This is a genomic window from Micrococcus luteus, from assembly GCF_014138885.1.
Classification (GTDB): Bacteria; Actinomycetota; Actinomycetes; order Actinomycetales; family Micrococcaceae; genus Micrococcus; species Micrococcus luteus.
In genome coordinates, this window is the sequence record NZ_JACJIK010000001.1 from 2,043,549 (window position 1) to 2,057,794 (window position 14,246).

The window sequence follows — 14,246 nt, forward strand, 5'->3', positions numbered from 1 at the left end:
GTCGGCTCAGTCGGCGGTCTCGTCCGGGGGGATGGTCTGCCCGGAGGCCTGGTCGTCGAAGACCATGTACGTCTGCGTGTCGACGACGCTCGGCAGGGTCTGCAGTTCGTCGAAGATCACACGGCGCAGGTCGGCGGTGTCCCGCGCGCGGACCAGCAGGATCACGTCCATGTTCCCGCCCACGAGGGAGACGTGGGAGACCTCGGGGATGGCCAGGAGCGTGGCGCGCAGCTCTCGCCAGTCGTGCTGACGCAGCTTCATGGTCACGTGGGCGGAGGCCCCGAAGCCGACCTTGACGGGGTCGACCCGCACGGTGAAGCCTGTGATCACGCCCGCGTCCTGCAGGCGGTTCAGGCGCGAGTAGCAGTGCGCGCGGGAGATGTGCACGCGCTCGGCCAGGGCCGCGACGGACATCCGCCCGTCCTGCGTCAGTTCGCGGACGATCGCGCGGTCCACGCGGTCCACGCGGTCCAGCGGCTCGGCGGCCATGGCTCCTCCTGGGGCGGGCGGACGGGTCGGCCACGCGGCGGCGGACCGTCTACGTGGCACGAGTCACCATAGCAGTTCGTCTGATGGAGTGCCTGGTTTGCATTCGATTGTCTCGTGATCCCGGGCGGGCGAGCGACACATTGACCCTCTTGGGCACACTGAAGGCCACAGATCGAGAGGACCCGCCATGAGTGACCCCACCCCCGCCGTGCCCGGGGCCGCCCGGACCGACGAGGCCGAGACCCGCCCGAACGCCGGCGCCGCCTTCGGCATCTCCCTCGAGGAGTACCTGCTCCCCGCCGCCCGCCGCATCCAGCTGATCGGCGAGGACGGCACGCTGCTGGCCCCGGAGGAGCAGGGCACCGAGCCCGGCCACGAGTATCCCCTGCCCTCCGACGAGGAGCTGCTGGCCGCCTACCGCCACCTCGTCATCGGCCGCCGCGTCAACGACCAGGCCTACGCCCTGGTGCGCCAGGGCCGCATGGCCGTCTATCCGTCCTCGCACGGCCAGGAGGCCTCCGAGGTCGCCGCCGCCGTCTGCCTGGGCGAGCACGACTGGCTGTTCCCGACCTACCGCGACACCGTGGCCGTGATCGCCCGCGGCGTCCCGCCGCTCGAGGTGATGGTGGCCTACCAGGGCACCTGGCATCAGGGCTACGACCCCCAGAAGCACCACGTCTCCATCCAGTCCACGCCCCTGACCACCCAGATGCTGCACGCCGTCGGGATGGCCAAGGCCGCCCGCCTGCGCGGCGAGGAGGTCGTGTGCCTGGCCATGGTCGGCGACGGCGGCACCTCCGAGGGCGACTTCCACGAGGCGCTGAACTTCGCGGCCGTGTTCAAGCTGCCGGTGATCTTCTTCGTGCAGAACAACAAGTTCGCCATCTCCGTGCCGTTCGCCAAGCAGTCGGCCGCCCCGTCCCTGGCCCACAAGGCCGTGGGCTACGGCCTGGCCGGCGAGCGCGTGGACGGCAACGACCTCGGCGCCCTGCTGGCCGTGCTGGGCCGCGCCGTGGAGCTGTGCCGGCAGGGACAGGGCCCCTTCCTCGTGGAGGCGGACACCTACCGCATGCAGGCGCACACCAACACGGACGACCCCTCGCGCTACCGCGACGACGCCGAGGTGAAGGAGTGGGAGGCGCGCGACCCGCTGCGCCGCATGACCGCCTACCTCGAGTCCACCGGCGCCCTCACCGAGGAGGTCTCGGCCCAGATCGCCCGCGACGCGGAGGACGTCGCGCAGCAGCTGCGCGACGCCATGAACGCCGAGACGGAGCTCGATCCGCTCGAGCTGTTCGACCACGTCTACTCCGTGCAGACCCCGCAGCTCGCCGCCCAGCGCGCGCAGCTGGCCGAGGAGCTGTCCCGTTCCGAGAACCAGGAGGCCTGAGCATGGCGACCCTGACCTTCGCCGCCGCGCTCAACGCGGCGCTGGCCGACGAGATGGCCGCCGACGACATGGTGGTGGTGTTCGGCGAGGACGTCGGCACCCTCGGCGGCGTCTTCCGCATCACGGACGGGCTGACCGCGCGCTTCGGCGAGGAGCGCTGCTTCGACACCCCGCTGGCCGAGTCCGGCATCGCGGGCATGGCCGTGGGCATGGCCCTCGGCGGCGCCCGCCCCGTGATCGAGATGCAGTTCGACGCGTTCGCGTACCCGGCCTTCGAGCAGATCGCCTCGCACGTGGCCAAGATGCGCAACCGCACCAAGGGCGCCACGCCCATGCCGATCACCCTCCGCATCCCCTACGGCGGCGGCATCGGCGGCGTGGAGCACCACTGCGACTCCTCCGAGTCCTACTACGCGCACACCCCGGGCCTGAAGGTGTACACCCCGGCCTCGGTGAAGGACGCGTACATGATGCTGCGCTCGGCCATCCGCCTGGACGACCCGGTGGTCTTCATGGAGCCCAAGAAGATGTACTGGACCAAGGCCGAGCTCGACCTCGACCAGCTGCGCGCCGAGTTCGAGGAGGGCTGGGCCCGCGTCGAGGACAAGAAGGAGCACGGCGAGGCCTGGGCGCGCGCCGCCGTCGTCCGCGAGGGCACGGACGTCACCCTCGTCTCCTACGGCCCCTCCGTGCCCACCTGCCTCGCCGCCGCCCACGCGGCCGCGGAGGAGGGGCTCTCGGTGGAGGTCGTGGACCTGCGCACCGTGAACCCGCTGGACGAGGACACGATGACCGCCTCGGTCGCCAAGACCGGCCGCGCCGTCGTCGTCGCCGAGCCGCAGGGCTTCGCGTCCGTGGCCTCCGAGCTGGTGGCCCGGATCCAGCAGCGCTGCTTCCACTCGCTGGCGGCGCCCGTGGGCCGCGTGACCGGCTTCGACATCCCGTTCCCCGCGCCGAAGCTCGAGGAGCACCACCTGCCGAACATCGACCGCATCCTGGACGCGATCGACGATCTGAACTGGGACCTGGACGCCGAGGAGGCCCGCGCATGAGCAACACCTTCCTGCTGCCCGACCTGGGCGAAGGCCTGACCGAGGCCGACATCGTCCGCTGGCTCGTCGCCGAGGGCGACACCGTGGCCGTCGACCAGCCCATGGTCGAGGTCGAGACCGCCAAGGCCCTCGTCGAGGTGCCGAGCCCGTACGCCGGCACCGTGCTGACCCTGCACGGCGCCGAGGGCGAGACGATGGACGTCGGCAGCCCGCTGATCACCGTCGGCGAGGCCGGCGAGTCCGGTGAGGGCTCCGCGCCCGTCGCCGGCACCGATGCCCAGGCCGTCCCGCCTTCGACCGGTGCGGCCGCGGCCGAGGCCGCCCGCCCCGGCGCGCTGAGCTACCGCGAGGAGGAGATGGCCGGGGTCCAGCCGAAGCCGGACAAGGCCCGCGGCGGCGACGGCGACGTCGCCGGCTCCGACGACGAGGCCTCCGGCGCCGTGCTCATCGGCTACGGCACCTCCGGCCACAGGGCCACCTCCCGCAGCCGTCCGTCCAAGCGCGGCCGCGGCGCCGCCCGCCCGACACCGGCCCCCACGGCCGAGGCCGGCGCCCCGCGCGTGACCTCCCCGATCGTCCGCAAGCTCGCCCGCGAGAAGGGCGTGGACGTGGCCGCGCTGACCGGCACGGGCCCGGACGGCCTGATCACCCGCGCCGACGTGCTCGCCGCGGCCGAGGGCTCCACCCCGCAGACCGCCCCGACCCCGGCCCCGTCGGCCGCGGCCGCCGCGCAGGCGGGCGCCGTGGACGGGCGGACCGGCCTGGCCGTCGTCGCCCGCACCCCGATCTCGGGGGTGCGCAAGGTGATCGCGGACCAGCTCTCCCGCTCGCGCCGCGAGGTCCCGGAGGTCACGGCGTGGCTGGACGTGGACGTCACCGCCCTGCTCGAGCTGCGGGTCGCGCTCAAGGCGAAGGACCCGGAGAACGCGCCCTCGCTGCTCGGCCTGATCGCCCGCTTCACCCTGGCCGGCCTGCGCCGGTACCCGGTGATGAACGCGCGCATCGAGGCCGGGGCGGACGGCAAGGACGAGATCGTGGAGGTCGACGGCGTCCACCTCGGCCTGGCCGTGCAGACCGACCGCGGCCTCATGGTGCCCTCCGTCGAGCACGCGGAGAAGCTGTCCGCGGACGAGCTCACCGCCGCGATCAACGACACCGTCAGCCGTGCCCGCGCGGGCAGGGCCGCCCCGGCCGAGCTCACCCGCGGCACGTTCACGCTGAACAACTACGGCCCGCTGGGCACGGACGGCGCCACGCCGATCATCAACGTGCCCGAGGTCGGGATGCTCGGCATCGGCCGGATCATCGACCGCCCGTGGGTCGTGGACGGGGAGATCGTGGTCCGCAAGGTCACCGAGATGACCGTGACCTTCGACCACCGCGTCACCGACGGCGCCACCGCGAGCGCGTTCCTCACGTTCGTGGCGGACTGCCTCCACGATCCGACGGCGGCCCTCGCCCGGATCTGATCCGGACGATCCCGGCCCGCCCCCGGCCCCTGACGAGCCCTGCGATGTGGCGGCCATTCCTCGCGGATGGCCGCCACATCGCAGGGCTCGTCGTCTGGTGGGGGTGCGGCGAGCGTGCGGGGAGGGGCGGTCAGTCGGCGCGGCTGCGGCGGAAGGCCGTGCCGAGCGCACCCCACAGCAGGACCGCGGGGGAGGCGCTGAGCAGGATCCCGGCCGGCTCGGCCGCCGGGTGGGGGCCGGCGCCGCTGGTCGCGGGGGTGTCGAGGGTGAGGGCCAGCAGCGTCAGCCCGACCGCCAGGCCCGCGACGCCCAGGGACCAGAGCGTGGCCTCCACGCCGCGGGCGCCGCGCGGTGCGGGCCGGGGTGCGCCGTCGTACCGGACGAACGGCACGGCGAGCAGCCCCCAGGCGGCGGACACGAGCGCTGCGGCGGCCATGTCCGACGGCCGGTGCCAGGCCTCCGTGTAGGCGACGGCGCCGGTGCAGGCGCTGACCACGGCGCCGAGGACGGTGGTGAGCGGTCGCCACCGGGCGGGCACGAGCAGCAGCGCGGCCACCGCGGCGCCCGTCGCGAGCGTCATGTGGCCCGAGGGCAGTGAGTTGCCGCCGGACCACGGGACCCCGTCGGCGTGCTCGGGCCGCGGAAGCGCCGCCTTGAGCAGCTGCGTGGTGAGGTTGGACCCGGCCAGCACGAGGAGGGCGAGCAGCCCCCGCCGCCGCCACCGGGCCACGGCGAGCGCGCCGAGCGAGGCCAGCGCCATGCCGACCGCCAGTCCGAGCGGCAGGATCCGCACCACCTGGGAGGCCACGTCCGGCACGGTGTCCCCGTAGCGCTCCTCGACGGCGCGGAACACCTGGTACTCGAGCACCTGGCCGGCGGAGGACCACACCAGGGCGGCGTAGACCAGCACGACGCCGGCCACGCACGCGGCCAGCGCCAGCCACCACGTCCACGAGGGGAGGCGGCGGGGGGCGCGGGCGGTGGGGGGCATGGGTTCCATTGTGTCGGACGCGCAGCCGTCATGCAGGCTTCATCGGACGGTCACGCCCCCGTCGCCGCCCCGTCCTCCGCGCCTCTGAGCCGCCTGCCTAGCCTGGGGCCATGACCCGCGTGCCCCCCGCCCACGGACATCGCCCGGCCCTCCGCGACTCCACCGGCTCGGCCCCCGGCCCGGGTGCCGAGCCGGGCGCCCGGCCCCGTCTCTCGGCCGAGGACCTGCTGGCCGCCCGGGACGCCCTGGCCCCGTTCGGCCGGCTGAGCCGGCAGGAGCCCATCGAGTGGGCCGCCGAGGAGCCCCTCGCCCCGGACCTGGCCGACTTCTACCGCTACGTGGGGCCGGAGTGGCTGGAGATCGACACCCTCGGCCTGCCCGTGATGTTCTTCCCACTGGACCGCCTGTGGGACGAGCAGGCCGGCTACCGGTGGAACCACCGCACCGGTGCGCTGCTGGTGGACTGGAACGAGGACTGGACGGTGGTGGCCAAGCAGGGCGCCGACCCGTTCATCCACGCGGCCTCCACCGGCCAGGTGCTCATGGCCCCGGGAGACGAGGGCTGGGAGGACCGCCTGGACGAGCCGCGACCGGTCTTCGGGGACCTCACGGAGATGACCCGCGCGCTCGCGGCCGTGGGCACGGCGTGGGCGCGCTTCGACGACCCGTTCACCGCCGACTGGCACCTCACCGAGGAGGTGACGGCCGCCGTCGTCGCCGGCCTGGAGGGGGCGCTCGGCGCCCACGACCGCGCCGTGGACCTGGCCCGTGCCCTCGGCTACCTCCGCGCCGTCTGAGCGTCGGCGCCGACACAGACAGTCCCACCCCGCGGCGCCCGTCGGAACGGGAGCCGAGCGCCCTTTCTACACTGGCCGCATGAGCACCGCCCCCGCCCTGCCCCCGCTGCCCGGCGCGCCGGGCGGTCCCGCCCTGCCGAGCGTCGAGGAGCTGCTGGCCGACGCCGTCGCGGTCGCCGTGCCGATGCGCGTGCGGTTCCGCGGCACGGACCTCCGCCACGCCCTGCTGCTGCGCGGCCCGGCGGGCTGGGCCGAGTTCTCCCCGTTCCCGGAGTACGGTCCGCACGAGTGCGCCGCGTGGCTGGCCGCCGCGATCGAGACCGGCTGGCAGGGCTGGCCCGCCCCGGTCCGCGAGACGGTCCCCGTCAACGCCACCGTGCCCGCGGTGGACGCGGACGACGTCGAGGCCGTCCTGGCCCGCTACGGCGACGGCATCACCGCGGTCAAGGTCAAGGTGGCCGAGCACGGACCCGAGGGCGGTCTCGTCCCCGGCGGCCGCGGGGCCGACCTGGCCCGCGTGCGGCGGGTGCGCGCGCTGCTGCCCCACGCGCAGGTCCGCGTCGACGCCAACGCCGGCTGGACGCCCGCCGAGGCCGTGGACGTGCTCACCGAGCTGGCCGACGTCGGCCTCGAGTACGCCGAGCAGCCCGTGCCCGGCATCACCGACCTCGCGGAGGTCCGCGCGGAGCTGCGCGCTCGGGGCGTGGCCACCCCGATCGCCGCGGACGAGGCGGTCCGCAAGGCCGAGGACCCGCTCGCCGTCGCGGCCGCCGGGGCCGCGGACCTGATCGTGGTGAAGGTCCAGCCGCTCGGGGGCGTGCGCCGCGCCGCGGCGATCGTGGCGGCCGCGGGGCTGCCCGCGGTGGTCTCCTCCGCGCTGGACACCTCCGTGGGCATCGCCGGCGGCGCCGCGCTCGCCGCCTGCCTGCCGTCCCTGCCGCACGCGTGCGGGCTCGGCACCGCGGCCCTCTTCGAGCACGACGTCGTCGCCCCGGCCTGGCGCCCGCGCGCGGGGGCCCTCCCGGCACCGGGGGAGCGGGCACCCGCCCCCGACCCGGAGCTGCTCGACCGCATCCGGGCGGACGGGACGCGGCAGGCGTGGTGGGCCGACCGCCTGCGCGCGGCCCACGCGGTGCTGGCCGCGCAGGGCTGACGAGCCCGCCCGGTCCCCGTCGACGCGGGGCATGTGAGCCGGATTACAGCATGTCGACGGGGCGAAATCCGGCGGCCGGGAAGAGTTCAACTCGCGGCCACCTGGGCGTGGCTCGCCGCTCGGAGCGAGGGGCCAAGGTGATGGCGGCCCCGGCCGGTCTCACCCCGGGGTCGTCTCCGGCCCGGCACCGGACCCCGGACCATCCCCACGACGCGAAGGACCCCGTCATGCTGAAGCGCCTCCTCCCCATGGCCGGCCACACCCGTGGCAACCGCTCCGCCGTCACGTGCGAGCTCAAGTGCGGCAACGCGTGCGCCCACCCGGTGCCCAACACCTCGGCGAACCCGACCTTCCAGCAGATCGCGGAGACCGCCATCTCGCGCCGCTCCGCCCTGGTCGGCGGCACCGGTCTCGCCGCCGCCGTCGTCATCGGCTCCCAGGTGGCCCAGGCCCCCGAGGCGCTCGCGGACAACGGCCGGCGCCCGACCGGCGGCGGCAAGCTCCCCTTCGAGCCCATCGCGCCGGTGAGCCGCACCGTGGACACCATGACCGTGCCGGAGGGCTACGACTGGGGCACCGTGATCCGCTGGGGCGACCCGCTGTTCGCCGACTCCCCGGAGTTCGACATCGAGCACCAGACCGGTGCGTCGCAGGCCGCCCAGTTCGGCTACAACAACGACTACCTGAACATCATCACCGACGGCGGCAACGACCGCTCCGGCTACCTCGTCTCCAACCACGAGTACACCAACGAGAACATCATGTTCTCCCCGGAGTACATCGCCTCGAACTTCGAGGACGTCGTCAACGTCGGCCTCCAGGCCCACGGCCTGTCCATCGTGGACCTCAAGCGCGCCAAGCGCGGCGCCCCGTGGGAGTACGTCCGCGGCGGCCGCCGCAACCGCCGCATCACCGGCACCACCGAGTTCGAGGTCCGCGGCCCGGCCGCCGGCCACGCGCTGCTCAAGACCGTCGAGGACCCGACCGGCACCCGCGTGCTGGGCACCCTGAACAACTGCGCCGGCGGCACCACCCCGTGGGGCACCGTGCTCTCCGGCGAGGAGAACTTCAACCAGTACTTCAAGGGCCGCGGCACGGCCGAGGAGAAGCGCTACGGCATCTCCGCCGCCGCCACCAGCCGCGGCTGGGAGAAGGTCCACGACCGCTTCGACCTGACCAAGCCCGGCTACGAGAACGAGGCCAACCGCTTCGGCTGGGTCGTCGAGATCGACCCCGAGGACCCGACCTCCACGCCCGTGAAGCACACCCTCCTGGGCCGCTTCAAGCACGAGGCCGGCACCGCCGTGATCTCCCCGTCCGGCCACGCCGTGGTCTACTCCGGCGACGACGAGCGCCACGACTACCTGTACAAGTTCGTCTCCGCCGAGAAGGTCCGCGAGGGCGACAAGAAGCACAACATGCGCCTGATGGACAAGGGCACCCTCTACGTGGCCAAGTTCTCCGGCGACTCCCCGGCCGCCCAGATCGACGGCAGGGGCACCCTGCCCTCGGACGGCGCCTTCGACGGCTCCGGCGAGTGGATCGCCCTGGCCGACGAGAAGACGTCCTTCGTCCCGGGCATGTCCCTGGCCGAGGTCCTCGTCTACACCCGCCTCGCGGCAGACAAGATGGGCGCCACCAAGATGGACCGCCCGGAGGACGTCGAGACCAACCCGGTCACCGGCAAGGTCTACGCGGCCCTGACCAACAACACCAAGCGCACCGCCGTGGACGAGGCCAACCCGGTCATCGGCAACCGCGACGGCCACGTCATCGAGATCACCGAGCGGGGCGGGGATCACACCTCCACCACCTTCACCTGGGTCATCCTGCTGCTCGCCGGCGACCCGGCGGTCTCCTCCTCGGCCTACTTCGCCGGCTACCCGAAGGAGAAGGTCTCCCCGATCTCCTGCCCGGACAACCTGGCGTTCGACTCCGAGGGCAACCTCTGGATCTCCACCGACGGCCAGCCCGGCACCATCGGCTACGCCGACGCGCTGCACAAGGTCACCCTCGACGGCGCCGAGCGCGGCCGCGTCCAGCAGTTCCTCGCCGTCCCCCGCGACGCCGAGACCTGCGGCCCCGTGATCCACGACCGCGACAACTCCGTGTTCGTCAACGTCCAGCACCCGGGCGAGGACGGCACCTGGGGCGCGCACACCTCCTCCTTCCCGGACTTCCTGAGCCCGACCGGCCCGGTCCAGGTGGGCGACAAGGTCGCGGCCCCGCGTCCGTGCGTCGTCCAGGTGTTCAACGCCACCGGGAACAACGGCATCGGCAAGGGCGCCGGCAAGGAGAAGGGCAACAAGGGCAAGGGCAACGGCAACGGCAACGGCAAGGGCAACGGCAAGGGCAACGGCAACGGCAAGGGCCCGAAGGGCTGACCCCCGCCTCCGCGAGGACCCTCGACGAGGCCGTCACGGCCGGCGCCACCGCGTCACCGTGGCGGCCTCGCCGCGTCCGGGGCCCGTCCGCGCCCGGGCCTAGACTGGTGGCCACCATGACCTCCGTCGACTCCCTCTCCGTGGCACGCGCCGTCGCCACCGCCCTGATCGACGCCGGCATGCGGGACGCGGTGGTCTGCCCCGGCTCCCGCTCCGCCCCGCTGGCCTACGCGCTCGCGGCCCTCGAGCGCGCCGGCGAGGTCCGCCTGCACGTGCGGGTGGACGAGCGCTCGGCCGGCTTCCTCGCCCACGGGCTCTCGCTGGCCTCGGGGCGCCCGGTGGGCGTGCTGACCACCTCGGGCACCGCCGTCGGGAACCTGCTGCCCGCCCTGATGGAGTCCATCCACGCCGGCACGCGCGTGATCGCGCTGACCGCGGATCGTCCGCCCGAGCTGCACGGCACCGGCGCGAACCAGACCACGGACCAGAGGGGCGTGTTCGGCACGCACGTCCGCCATGCCGCCTCCCTCGGCTGCGACGCCGCCGACGGCGTGGATGCCGAGCAGCATCTGCGCCACGTGCGGGCCACCGTGCGCCGGGCCCTGCTGGCGGCCGAGGGGGTCGTCGCCGAGGCCGGTTCCGACGACGGCGCGCCCGGTCCGGTGACGATGGCAGAGGCCCCGGCCGGGCCGGTCCACCTGAACCTGCACTTCCGCGACCCGCTCGTGCCGAGTCCTGAGGAGGCGGCCGCCATGGGCGCCGCCGCGGCGCCGCACACCCCTGCTCCGGCCGTCGCCCCGACCGGCGCGAGCCCGGCCGCCGCCGCGTCGGCCTACCGGGCGCCCGGGGCGGTGCTCTCGGGGCTGCCCGAGCTGGACGTCGCCCGCCTGGACCAGCGGCGCACCGTCGTGCTGGCCTGCCACGGCGCCGGCCCCGTGGCCGCGGCCTTCGCGCTGTCCCTGGGCCTGCCCCTGCTGGCCGAGCCGTCGTCGAACGCGCGGTTCTCCGCCAACGCCATCGCCGCCTATCCGCTCCTGCTGGGCGCGGCCGGCGGGCGCGACGCGGACGCACACCCCCTTGCCGCCCGCATCGAACGGGTCGTGCTGTTCGGCCGGCCCACGCTCACCCGGACGGTCAACGCCCTGCTGGCCCGCCCCGACGTCGCCACGGCCCTGCACGCCCCCGAGCCCGCACCATGGTTCGAGCCGGGCCGGCGCCGGGAGACGCCCGTGGAGACCCTCGAGGAGCTCGCCGCCTTCGCCGGGCAGGGCGAGCCCGGCTGGCTCGCCGCGTGGCAGCACGCCTCGATGCGCGCCCAGGCCGCCGTGGAGGACGCGCTCGTCACCACCGACGCCGGCGACCGGCTCAGCCCGCAGACGGTGGCGCACGTGAGCGCCGCCATGGTCCGGGGTCCGCTCGTGCTGGGCTCGTCCTCGGTGATCCGGGACGTGGACCTGACCTGGCGGCCCCCCTCGGCGCCGGACGCGGAGGTGTACGCCAACCGCGGGCTCGCCGGGATCGACGGGACCGTCTCCACGGCCGCGGGCGTCGCACTGGCGCGCGGACGGCGGACCGTGGCCCTGCTCGGCGACCTCACCGCCCTGCACGAGGCGGGCGGCCTGCTCGTGGGCCCCACCGAGACCGAGCCGGACCTCGACCTCGTGGTCGTCAACGACGACGGCGGGGCGATCTTCGCGAGCCTCGAACACGGGGCCGTGGCCGAGGCGCCCGGCATGGCGGACCCCGTCGAACGGCTCTTCGGCACCCCGCACGGCGTGGACCTGGCCGCCCTGGCCGCCGCGTACGGCCTCCCGCACACGCGGGTCACCGACCGCGTCGACCTCGTCCGGGCCCTGTCCGACCCGGTGCGCGGCCGGCGTCTGCTCGAGGTCCGCTGCGACCGCGCCGACCGCCCGCGCGTCGCCGCCGCCCTGGCCGCGGCGGTGCGCGCCACGTTCCCGCCCGCGTGCCCCGTCCCGGACCCCGCGCCGGACGCCGGCCCGGCCCCCGCCCCGCCCACCGCCGAGCTCGCCGCCGAGGAGGCCCCCCAGTGACCGGCACGCCGACGTCGCCCGCGCCCGCCTCGACCCCCGCCGTCGTGCGCCGTGCCGACGTGCTGATCTCCGGCTGCGGCCCCGCCGGCGCCACCGCCGCCGCCCACCTCGCCGCGGCGGGGCTGGACGTGGTGGTGCTCGAGAAGACCGCGCACCCGCGTGAGAAGGTCTGCGGCGACGGCCTGACCCCGCAGGCGGTCCGGGAGCTGCAGCTGCTCGGCGTGCCCCACCGGGGTGAGCCCGGCGACGACGGCGGCTGGCGCGTCATCCGCGGCCTGCGGCTGCGCGCGGGCGAGCGCAGCGTGGACGTGCCGTGGGCGCCCACCCAGACGTGGCCGGACTACGCGCTCACGCGCACCCGACGCGATTTCGACGCCCTCCTGGCGGACCTGGCGCGCACCCGCGGCGCCGAGGTCCGCGAGCGGCACGCCGTCACCGGCGTCGTGCGGGACGAGGCCGGACGCGTGGTCGGGCTGGACGCGGAGCTGATCGCGCCGAACGGCCGCAAGACCGGGGAGACCGCCCGCTTCACCGCACCGATCGTGCTCGCGTGCGACGGCGTCTCCGCCCGCGCCGCCGTCTCCGCGGGCCTGCACCGCCGCGAGGACCGGCCCATGGGCGTGGCCGTGCGGGCCTACTACACCGCCGGCGCCGCCGTCGACGGGGCGATCCCCGCCCCGCCCGGCGACCGGGGGGAGTGGATGGAGTCCTGGCTGCGCCTGCCGGATGCCGAGGGCAACCCGCTGCCCGGCTACGGCTGGCTGTTCCCGCTCGCGGACGGCACCGTGAACGTGGGCCTGGGCATCCTGGACACCTCCCCGCAGTTCGGGAAGCTGGACTACCGCGGGCTGCTGAAGTCCTGGACCGAGGCGCTCACCGCGGACTGGGGGATCGCCGAGCAGACGTGCACCTCGCGGATCCTCGGCGCGGCCCTGCCGATGGCGTTCAACCGCACCCCGCAGCACGTGCCGGGCATGCTCCTGGTGGGCGACGCGGCCGGCATGGTGTCCCCGTTCAACGGCGAGGGCATCGGGTTCGCGATGGAGGCGGCCCGCCTCGCCGCGGAGCTGGCGGTGCAGGCGCACGCGGCCGGGACCGACGGCGCCGCGGACGCGATCCTGTCCCGTTACCCGGTGATCACCCAGCACCTGTGGGGCCGCCACTTCGCCCTCGGCGCCCGGTTCGCCCGCCTGATCGGCGATCCGCGCGTGATGAAGGCGGCGCTGGGCGCCGGGATGGCCGCACCCCCGCTGCTGCGGGCCGCGGTGAAGGTCATGGGCAACACGGTGGACGCGCGGGGCGGCGACGCCGTCGACCGGGCCGTCCGCGTGCTCGAGGCGCTCACCCCCGCGCTGACGACCGCGGGCGGCGCGCCGTTGGGTAGGCTTGCCCGGTGACCACCGCAGACCCCGGCTTCGCCCTGCCCTCCGGCTTCGAACCCCTCGCCGAGCATGGCCGTGTCCTGGAGGTCGTGCTGACCGCGCTCGAGCAGGTCGAGGAGCAGCTGGACAGCGCCCTCGGCTTCGACGACCTCTTCTCCGACACCGCCGCCCACCACCTGCTGGCCGCCGGCGGCAAGCGGGTCCGTCCGGTCCTGACGGTGCTCGCCTCCCTCCTGGGCGACCCCGCCCTGGCCTCCGGCGAGGTCGCCGACGTGGACGCGCCCGCCCGCCAGGCCGCCGTCGTGATGGAGCTGACGCACCTGGCCACGCTGTACCACGACGACGTGATGGACGAGGCCCCCGTGCGCCGCGGCGCCCCCGCCGCCCACCGACTGTGGGGAAACTCGGCGGCGATCCTGGCCGGCGACCTGATCTTCGCCCGCGCCTCCCAGCTCATGGCCGAGCTCGGCCCGCGGCCCGTGCAGATCCAGGCGGACACCTTCGAACGCCTCGTGCAGGGCCAGCTGTGGGAGACTCGCGGCCCGGCCGAGGGCGCGGATCCGATCGAGCACTACTACGCGGTGCTCTCCGGCAAGACCGGCTCGCTGATCGCCGCGGCGGGCATGCTCGGCGCGCTGCTGGGCGGGGCCGACGAGGCCGCCGTCCAGGTGATGCGCGCCTACGGCGAGAAGGTGGGCCTGGCCTTCCAGCTCGCCGACGACCTGATCGACCTCACCGGCGACGCCGAGCGGATCGGCAAGGTCCCCGGCACGGACCTGCGCGAGCGCGTGCCCACCCTGACCACGCTGCTGCTGGCCCGGGCGGCGCAGGGGGAGGGGCCGGAGGCGGAGGACGCCCGCCGGGTGCGCGCGCTCGTGGACGGGCCGCTCGACACCGACGAGCAGCTGGCCGCCGCCGTCGCCGCGCTCACGGGCCACCCCGCCATCGACGAGGCGTGGGCGATCACCCGCGGCTGGGCGGAGCAGGCCAAGCAGGCGCTCGCCCCGTTGCCGGACTCCGCCGTGAAGACGGCGCTCGAGGCGTTCGCCGACTACGTGGTGGGGCGCTCGGCCTGACGCCGCGGT

11 protein-coding genes are annotated in these 14,246 nt (G+C 75.0%); 9 read left to right on the forward strand and 2 right to left on the reverse strand.

Going from position 1 to position 14,246, the window contains the following annotated elements:
- Positions 1 to 6: 6 nt before the first annotated feature.
- Entirely contained in the window at positions 7 to 489 is a 483-nt protein-coding gene (locus HDA34_RS09450; protein WP_134377261.1) for an Lrp/AsnC family transcriptional regulator, read from the reverse strand.
- A 187-nt stretch (positions 490 to 676) separates the two neighbouring features.
- Between HDA34_RS09450 and HDA34_RS09455 the strand changes: the two genes are divergently transcribed.
- The 3 genes from HDA34_RS09455 to HDA34_RS09465 are packed head-to-tail and all read left to right on the forward strand — an operon-like array spanning position 677 to position 4,400.
- Positions 677 to 1,879, forward strand: a complete 1,203-nt coding sequence (locus tag HDA34_RS09455; protein WP_036382945.1) for a thiamine pyrophosphate-dependent enzyme — start codon at positions 677 to 679, stop codon at positions 1,877 to 1,879.
- A 2-nt stretch (positions 1,880 to 1,881) separates the two neighbouring features.
- Positions 1,882 to 2,931, forward strand: a complete 1,050-nt coding sequence (locus HDA34_RS09460) for an alpha-ketoacid dehydrogenase subunit beta (RefSeq protein WP_060775670.1) — start codon at positions 1,882 to 1,884, stop codon at positions 2,929 to 2,931.
- The gene (locus HDA34_RS09465) at positions 2,928 to 4,400 is read left to right on the forward strand and encodes a dihydrolipoamide acetyltransferase family protein (protein ID WP_134377262.1); all 1,473 of its coding nucleotides are present in this window, start codon (positions 2,928 to 2,930) and stop codon (positions 4,398 to 4,400) included. Before HDA34_RS09460 ends, HDA34_RS09465 begins: the two co-directional genes overlap by 4 nt.
- A gap of 130 nt (positions 4,401 to 4,530) precedes the next feature.
- Here the strand turns inward: HDA34_RS09465 and HDA34_RS09470 are convergent, their stop codons facing one another.
- Positions 4,531 to 5,391 (reverse strand): phosphatase PAP2 family protein, encoded by an 861-nt coding sequence (locus HDA34_RS09470; protein WP_044658908.1) that lies wholly within the window; start codon positions 5,389 to 5,391, stop codon positions 4,531 to 4,533.
- Between the two features lie 110 nt (positions 5,392 to 5,501).
- Between HDA34_RS09470 and HDA34_RS09475 the strand changes: the two genes are divergently transcribed.
- The 6 genes from HDA34_RS09475 (at position 5,502) to HDA34_RS09500 (ending at position 14,237) form a co-directional block, all read left to right on the forward strand.
- Positions 5,502 to 6,188: a hypothetical protein gene (locus tag HDA34_RS09475; RefSeq protein ID WP_044658909.1), complete on the forward strand. Its 687-nt coding sequence runs from the start codon at positions 5,502 to 5,504 to the stop codon at positions 6,186 to 6,188.
- A gap of 79 nt (positions 6,189 to 6,267) precedes the next feature.
- Entirely contained in the window at positions 6,268 to 7,341 is a 1,074-nt protein-coding gene (locus HDA34_RS09480) for an o-succinylbenzoate synthase (RefSeq protein WP_044658910.1), read from the forward strand.
- 227 nt (positions 7,342 to 7,568) lie between these two features.
- The gene (locus HDA34_RS09485) at positions 7,569 to 9,725 is read left to right on the forward strand and encodes a PhoX family protein (RefSeq protein WP_170721456.1); all 2,157 of its coding nucleotides are present in this window, start codon (positions 7,569 to 7,571) and stop codon (positions 9,723 to 9,725) included.
- A gap of 116 nt (positions 9,726 to 9,841) precedes the next feature.
- Entirely contained in the window at positions 9,842 to 11,779 is a 1,938-nt protein-coding gene (gene menD, locus HDA34_RS09490; protein WP_041104939.1) for a 2-succinyl-5-enolpyruvyl-6-hydroxy-3-cyclohexene-1-carboxylic-acid synthase, read from the forward strand.
- On the forward strand, positions 11,776 to 13,176 hold the full coding sequence (locus HDA34_RS09495; protein ID WP_101967399.1) for a geranylgeranyl reductase family protein: 1,401 nt from the start codon (positions 11,776 to 11,778) through the stop codon (positions 13,174 to 13,176). The genes menD and HDA34_RS09495 overlap by 4 nt, the downstream gene beginning before the upstream one ends.
- Positions 13,173 to 14,237 carry a polyprenyl synthetase family protein gene (locus HDA34_RS09500; protein ID WP_101967400.1) on the forward strand — a complete coding sequence of 355 codons (1,065 nt, stop codon included), beginning with the start codon at positions 13,173 to 13,175 and terminating at the stop codon, positions 14,235 to 14,237. Before HDA34_RS09495 ends, HDA34_RS09500 begins: the two co-directional genes overlap by 4 nt.
- Positions 14,238 to 14,246 lie beyond the last annotated feature (9 nt).

Excerpts from the sequence above, each read along its gene's own strand:
- HDA34_RS09450 (WP_134377261.1), bottom strand. The coding sequence starts at position 489 with ATGGCCGCCGAGCCGCTGGACCGCGTGGACCGCGTGGACCGCGCGATC.
- HDA34_RS09455 (WP_036382945.1), top strand. The coding sequence starts at position 677 with ATGAGTGACCCCACCCCCGCCGTGCCCGGGGCCGCCCGGACCGACGAG.
- HDA34_RS09460 (WP_060775670.1), top strand. The coding sequence starts at position 1,882 with ATGGCGACCCTGACCTTCGCCGCCGCGCTCAACGCGGCGCTGGCCGAC.
- HDA34_RS09465 (WP_134377262.1), top strand. The coding sequence starts at position 2,928 with ATGAGCAACACCTTCCTGCTGCCCGACCTGGGCGAAGGCCTGACCGAG.
- HDA34_RS09470 (WP_044658908.1), bottom strand. The coding sequence starts at position 5,391 with ATGCCCCCCACCGCCCGCGCCCCCCGCCGCCTCCCCTCGTGGACGTGG.
- HDA34_RS09475 (WP_044658909.1), top strand. The coding sequence starts at position 5,502 with ATGACCCGCGTGCCCCCCGCCCACGGACATCGCCCGGCCCTCCGCGAC.
- HDA34_RS09480 (WP_044658910.1), top strand. The coding sequence starts at position 6,268 with ATGAGCACCGCCCCCGCCCTGCCCCCGCTGCCCGGCGCGCCGGGCGGT.
- HDA34_RS09485 (WP_170721456.1), top strand. The coding sequence starts at position 7,569 with ATGCTGAAGCGCCTCCTCCCCATGGCCGGCCACACCCGTGGCAACCGC.
- menD (WP_041104939.1), top strand. The coding sequence starts at position 9,842 with ATGACCTCCGTCGACTCCCTCTCCGTGGCACGCGCCGTCGCCACCGCC.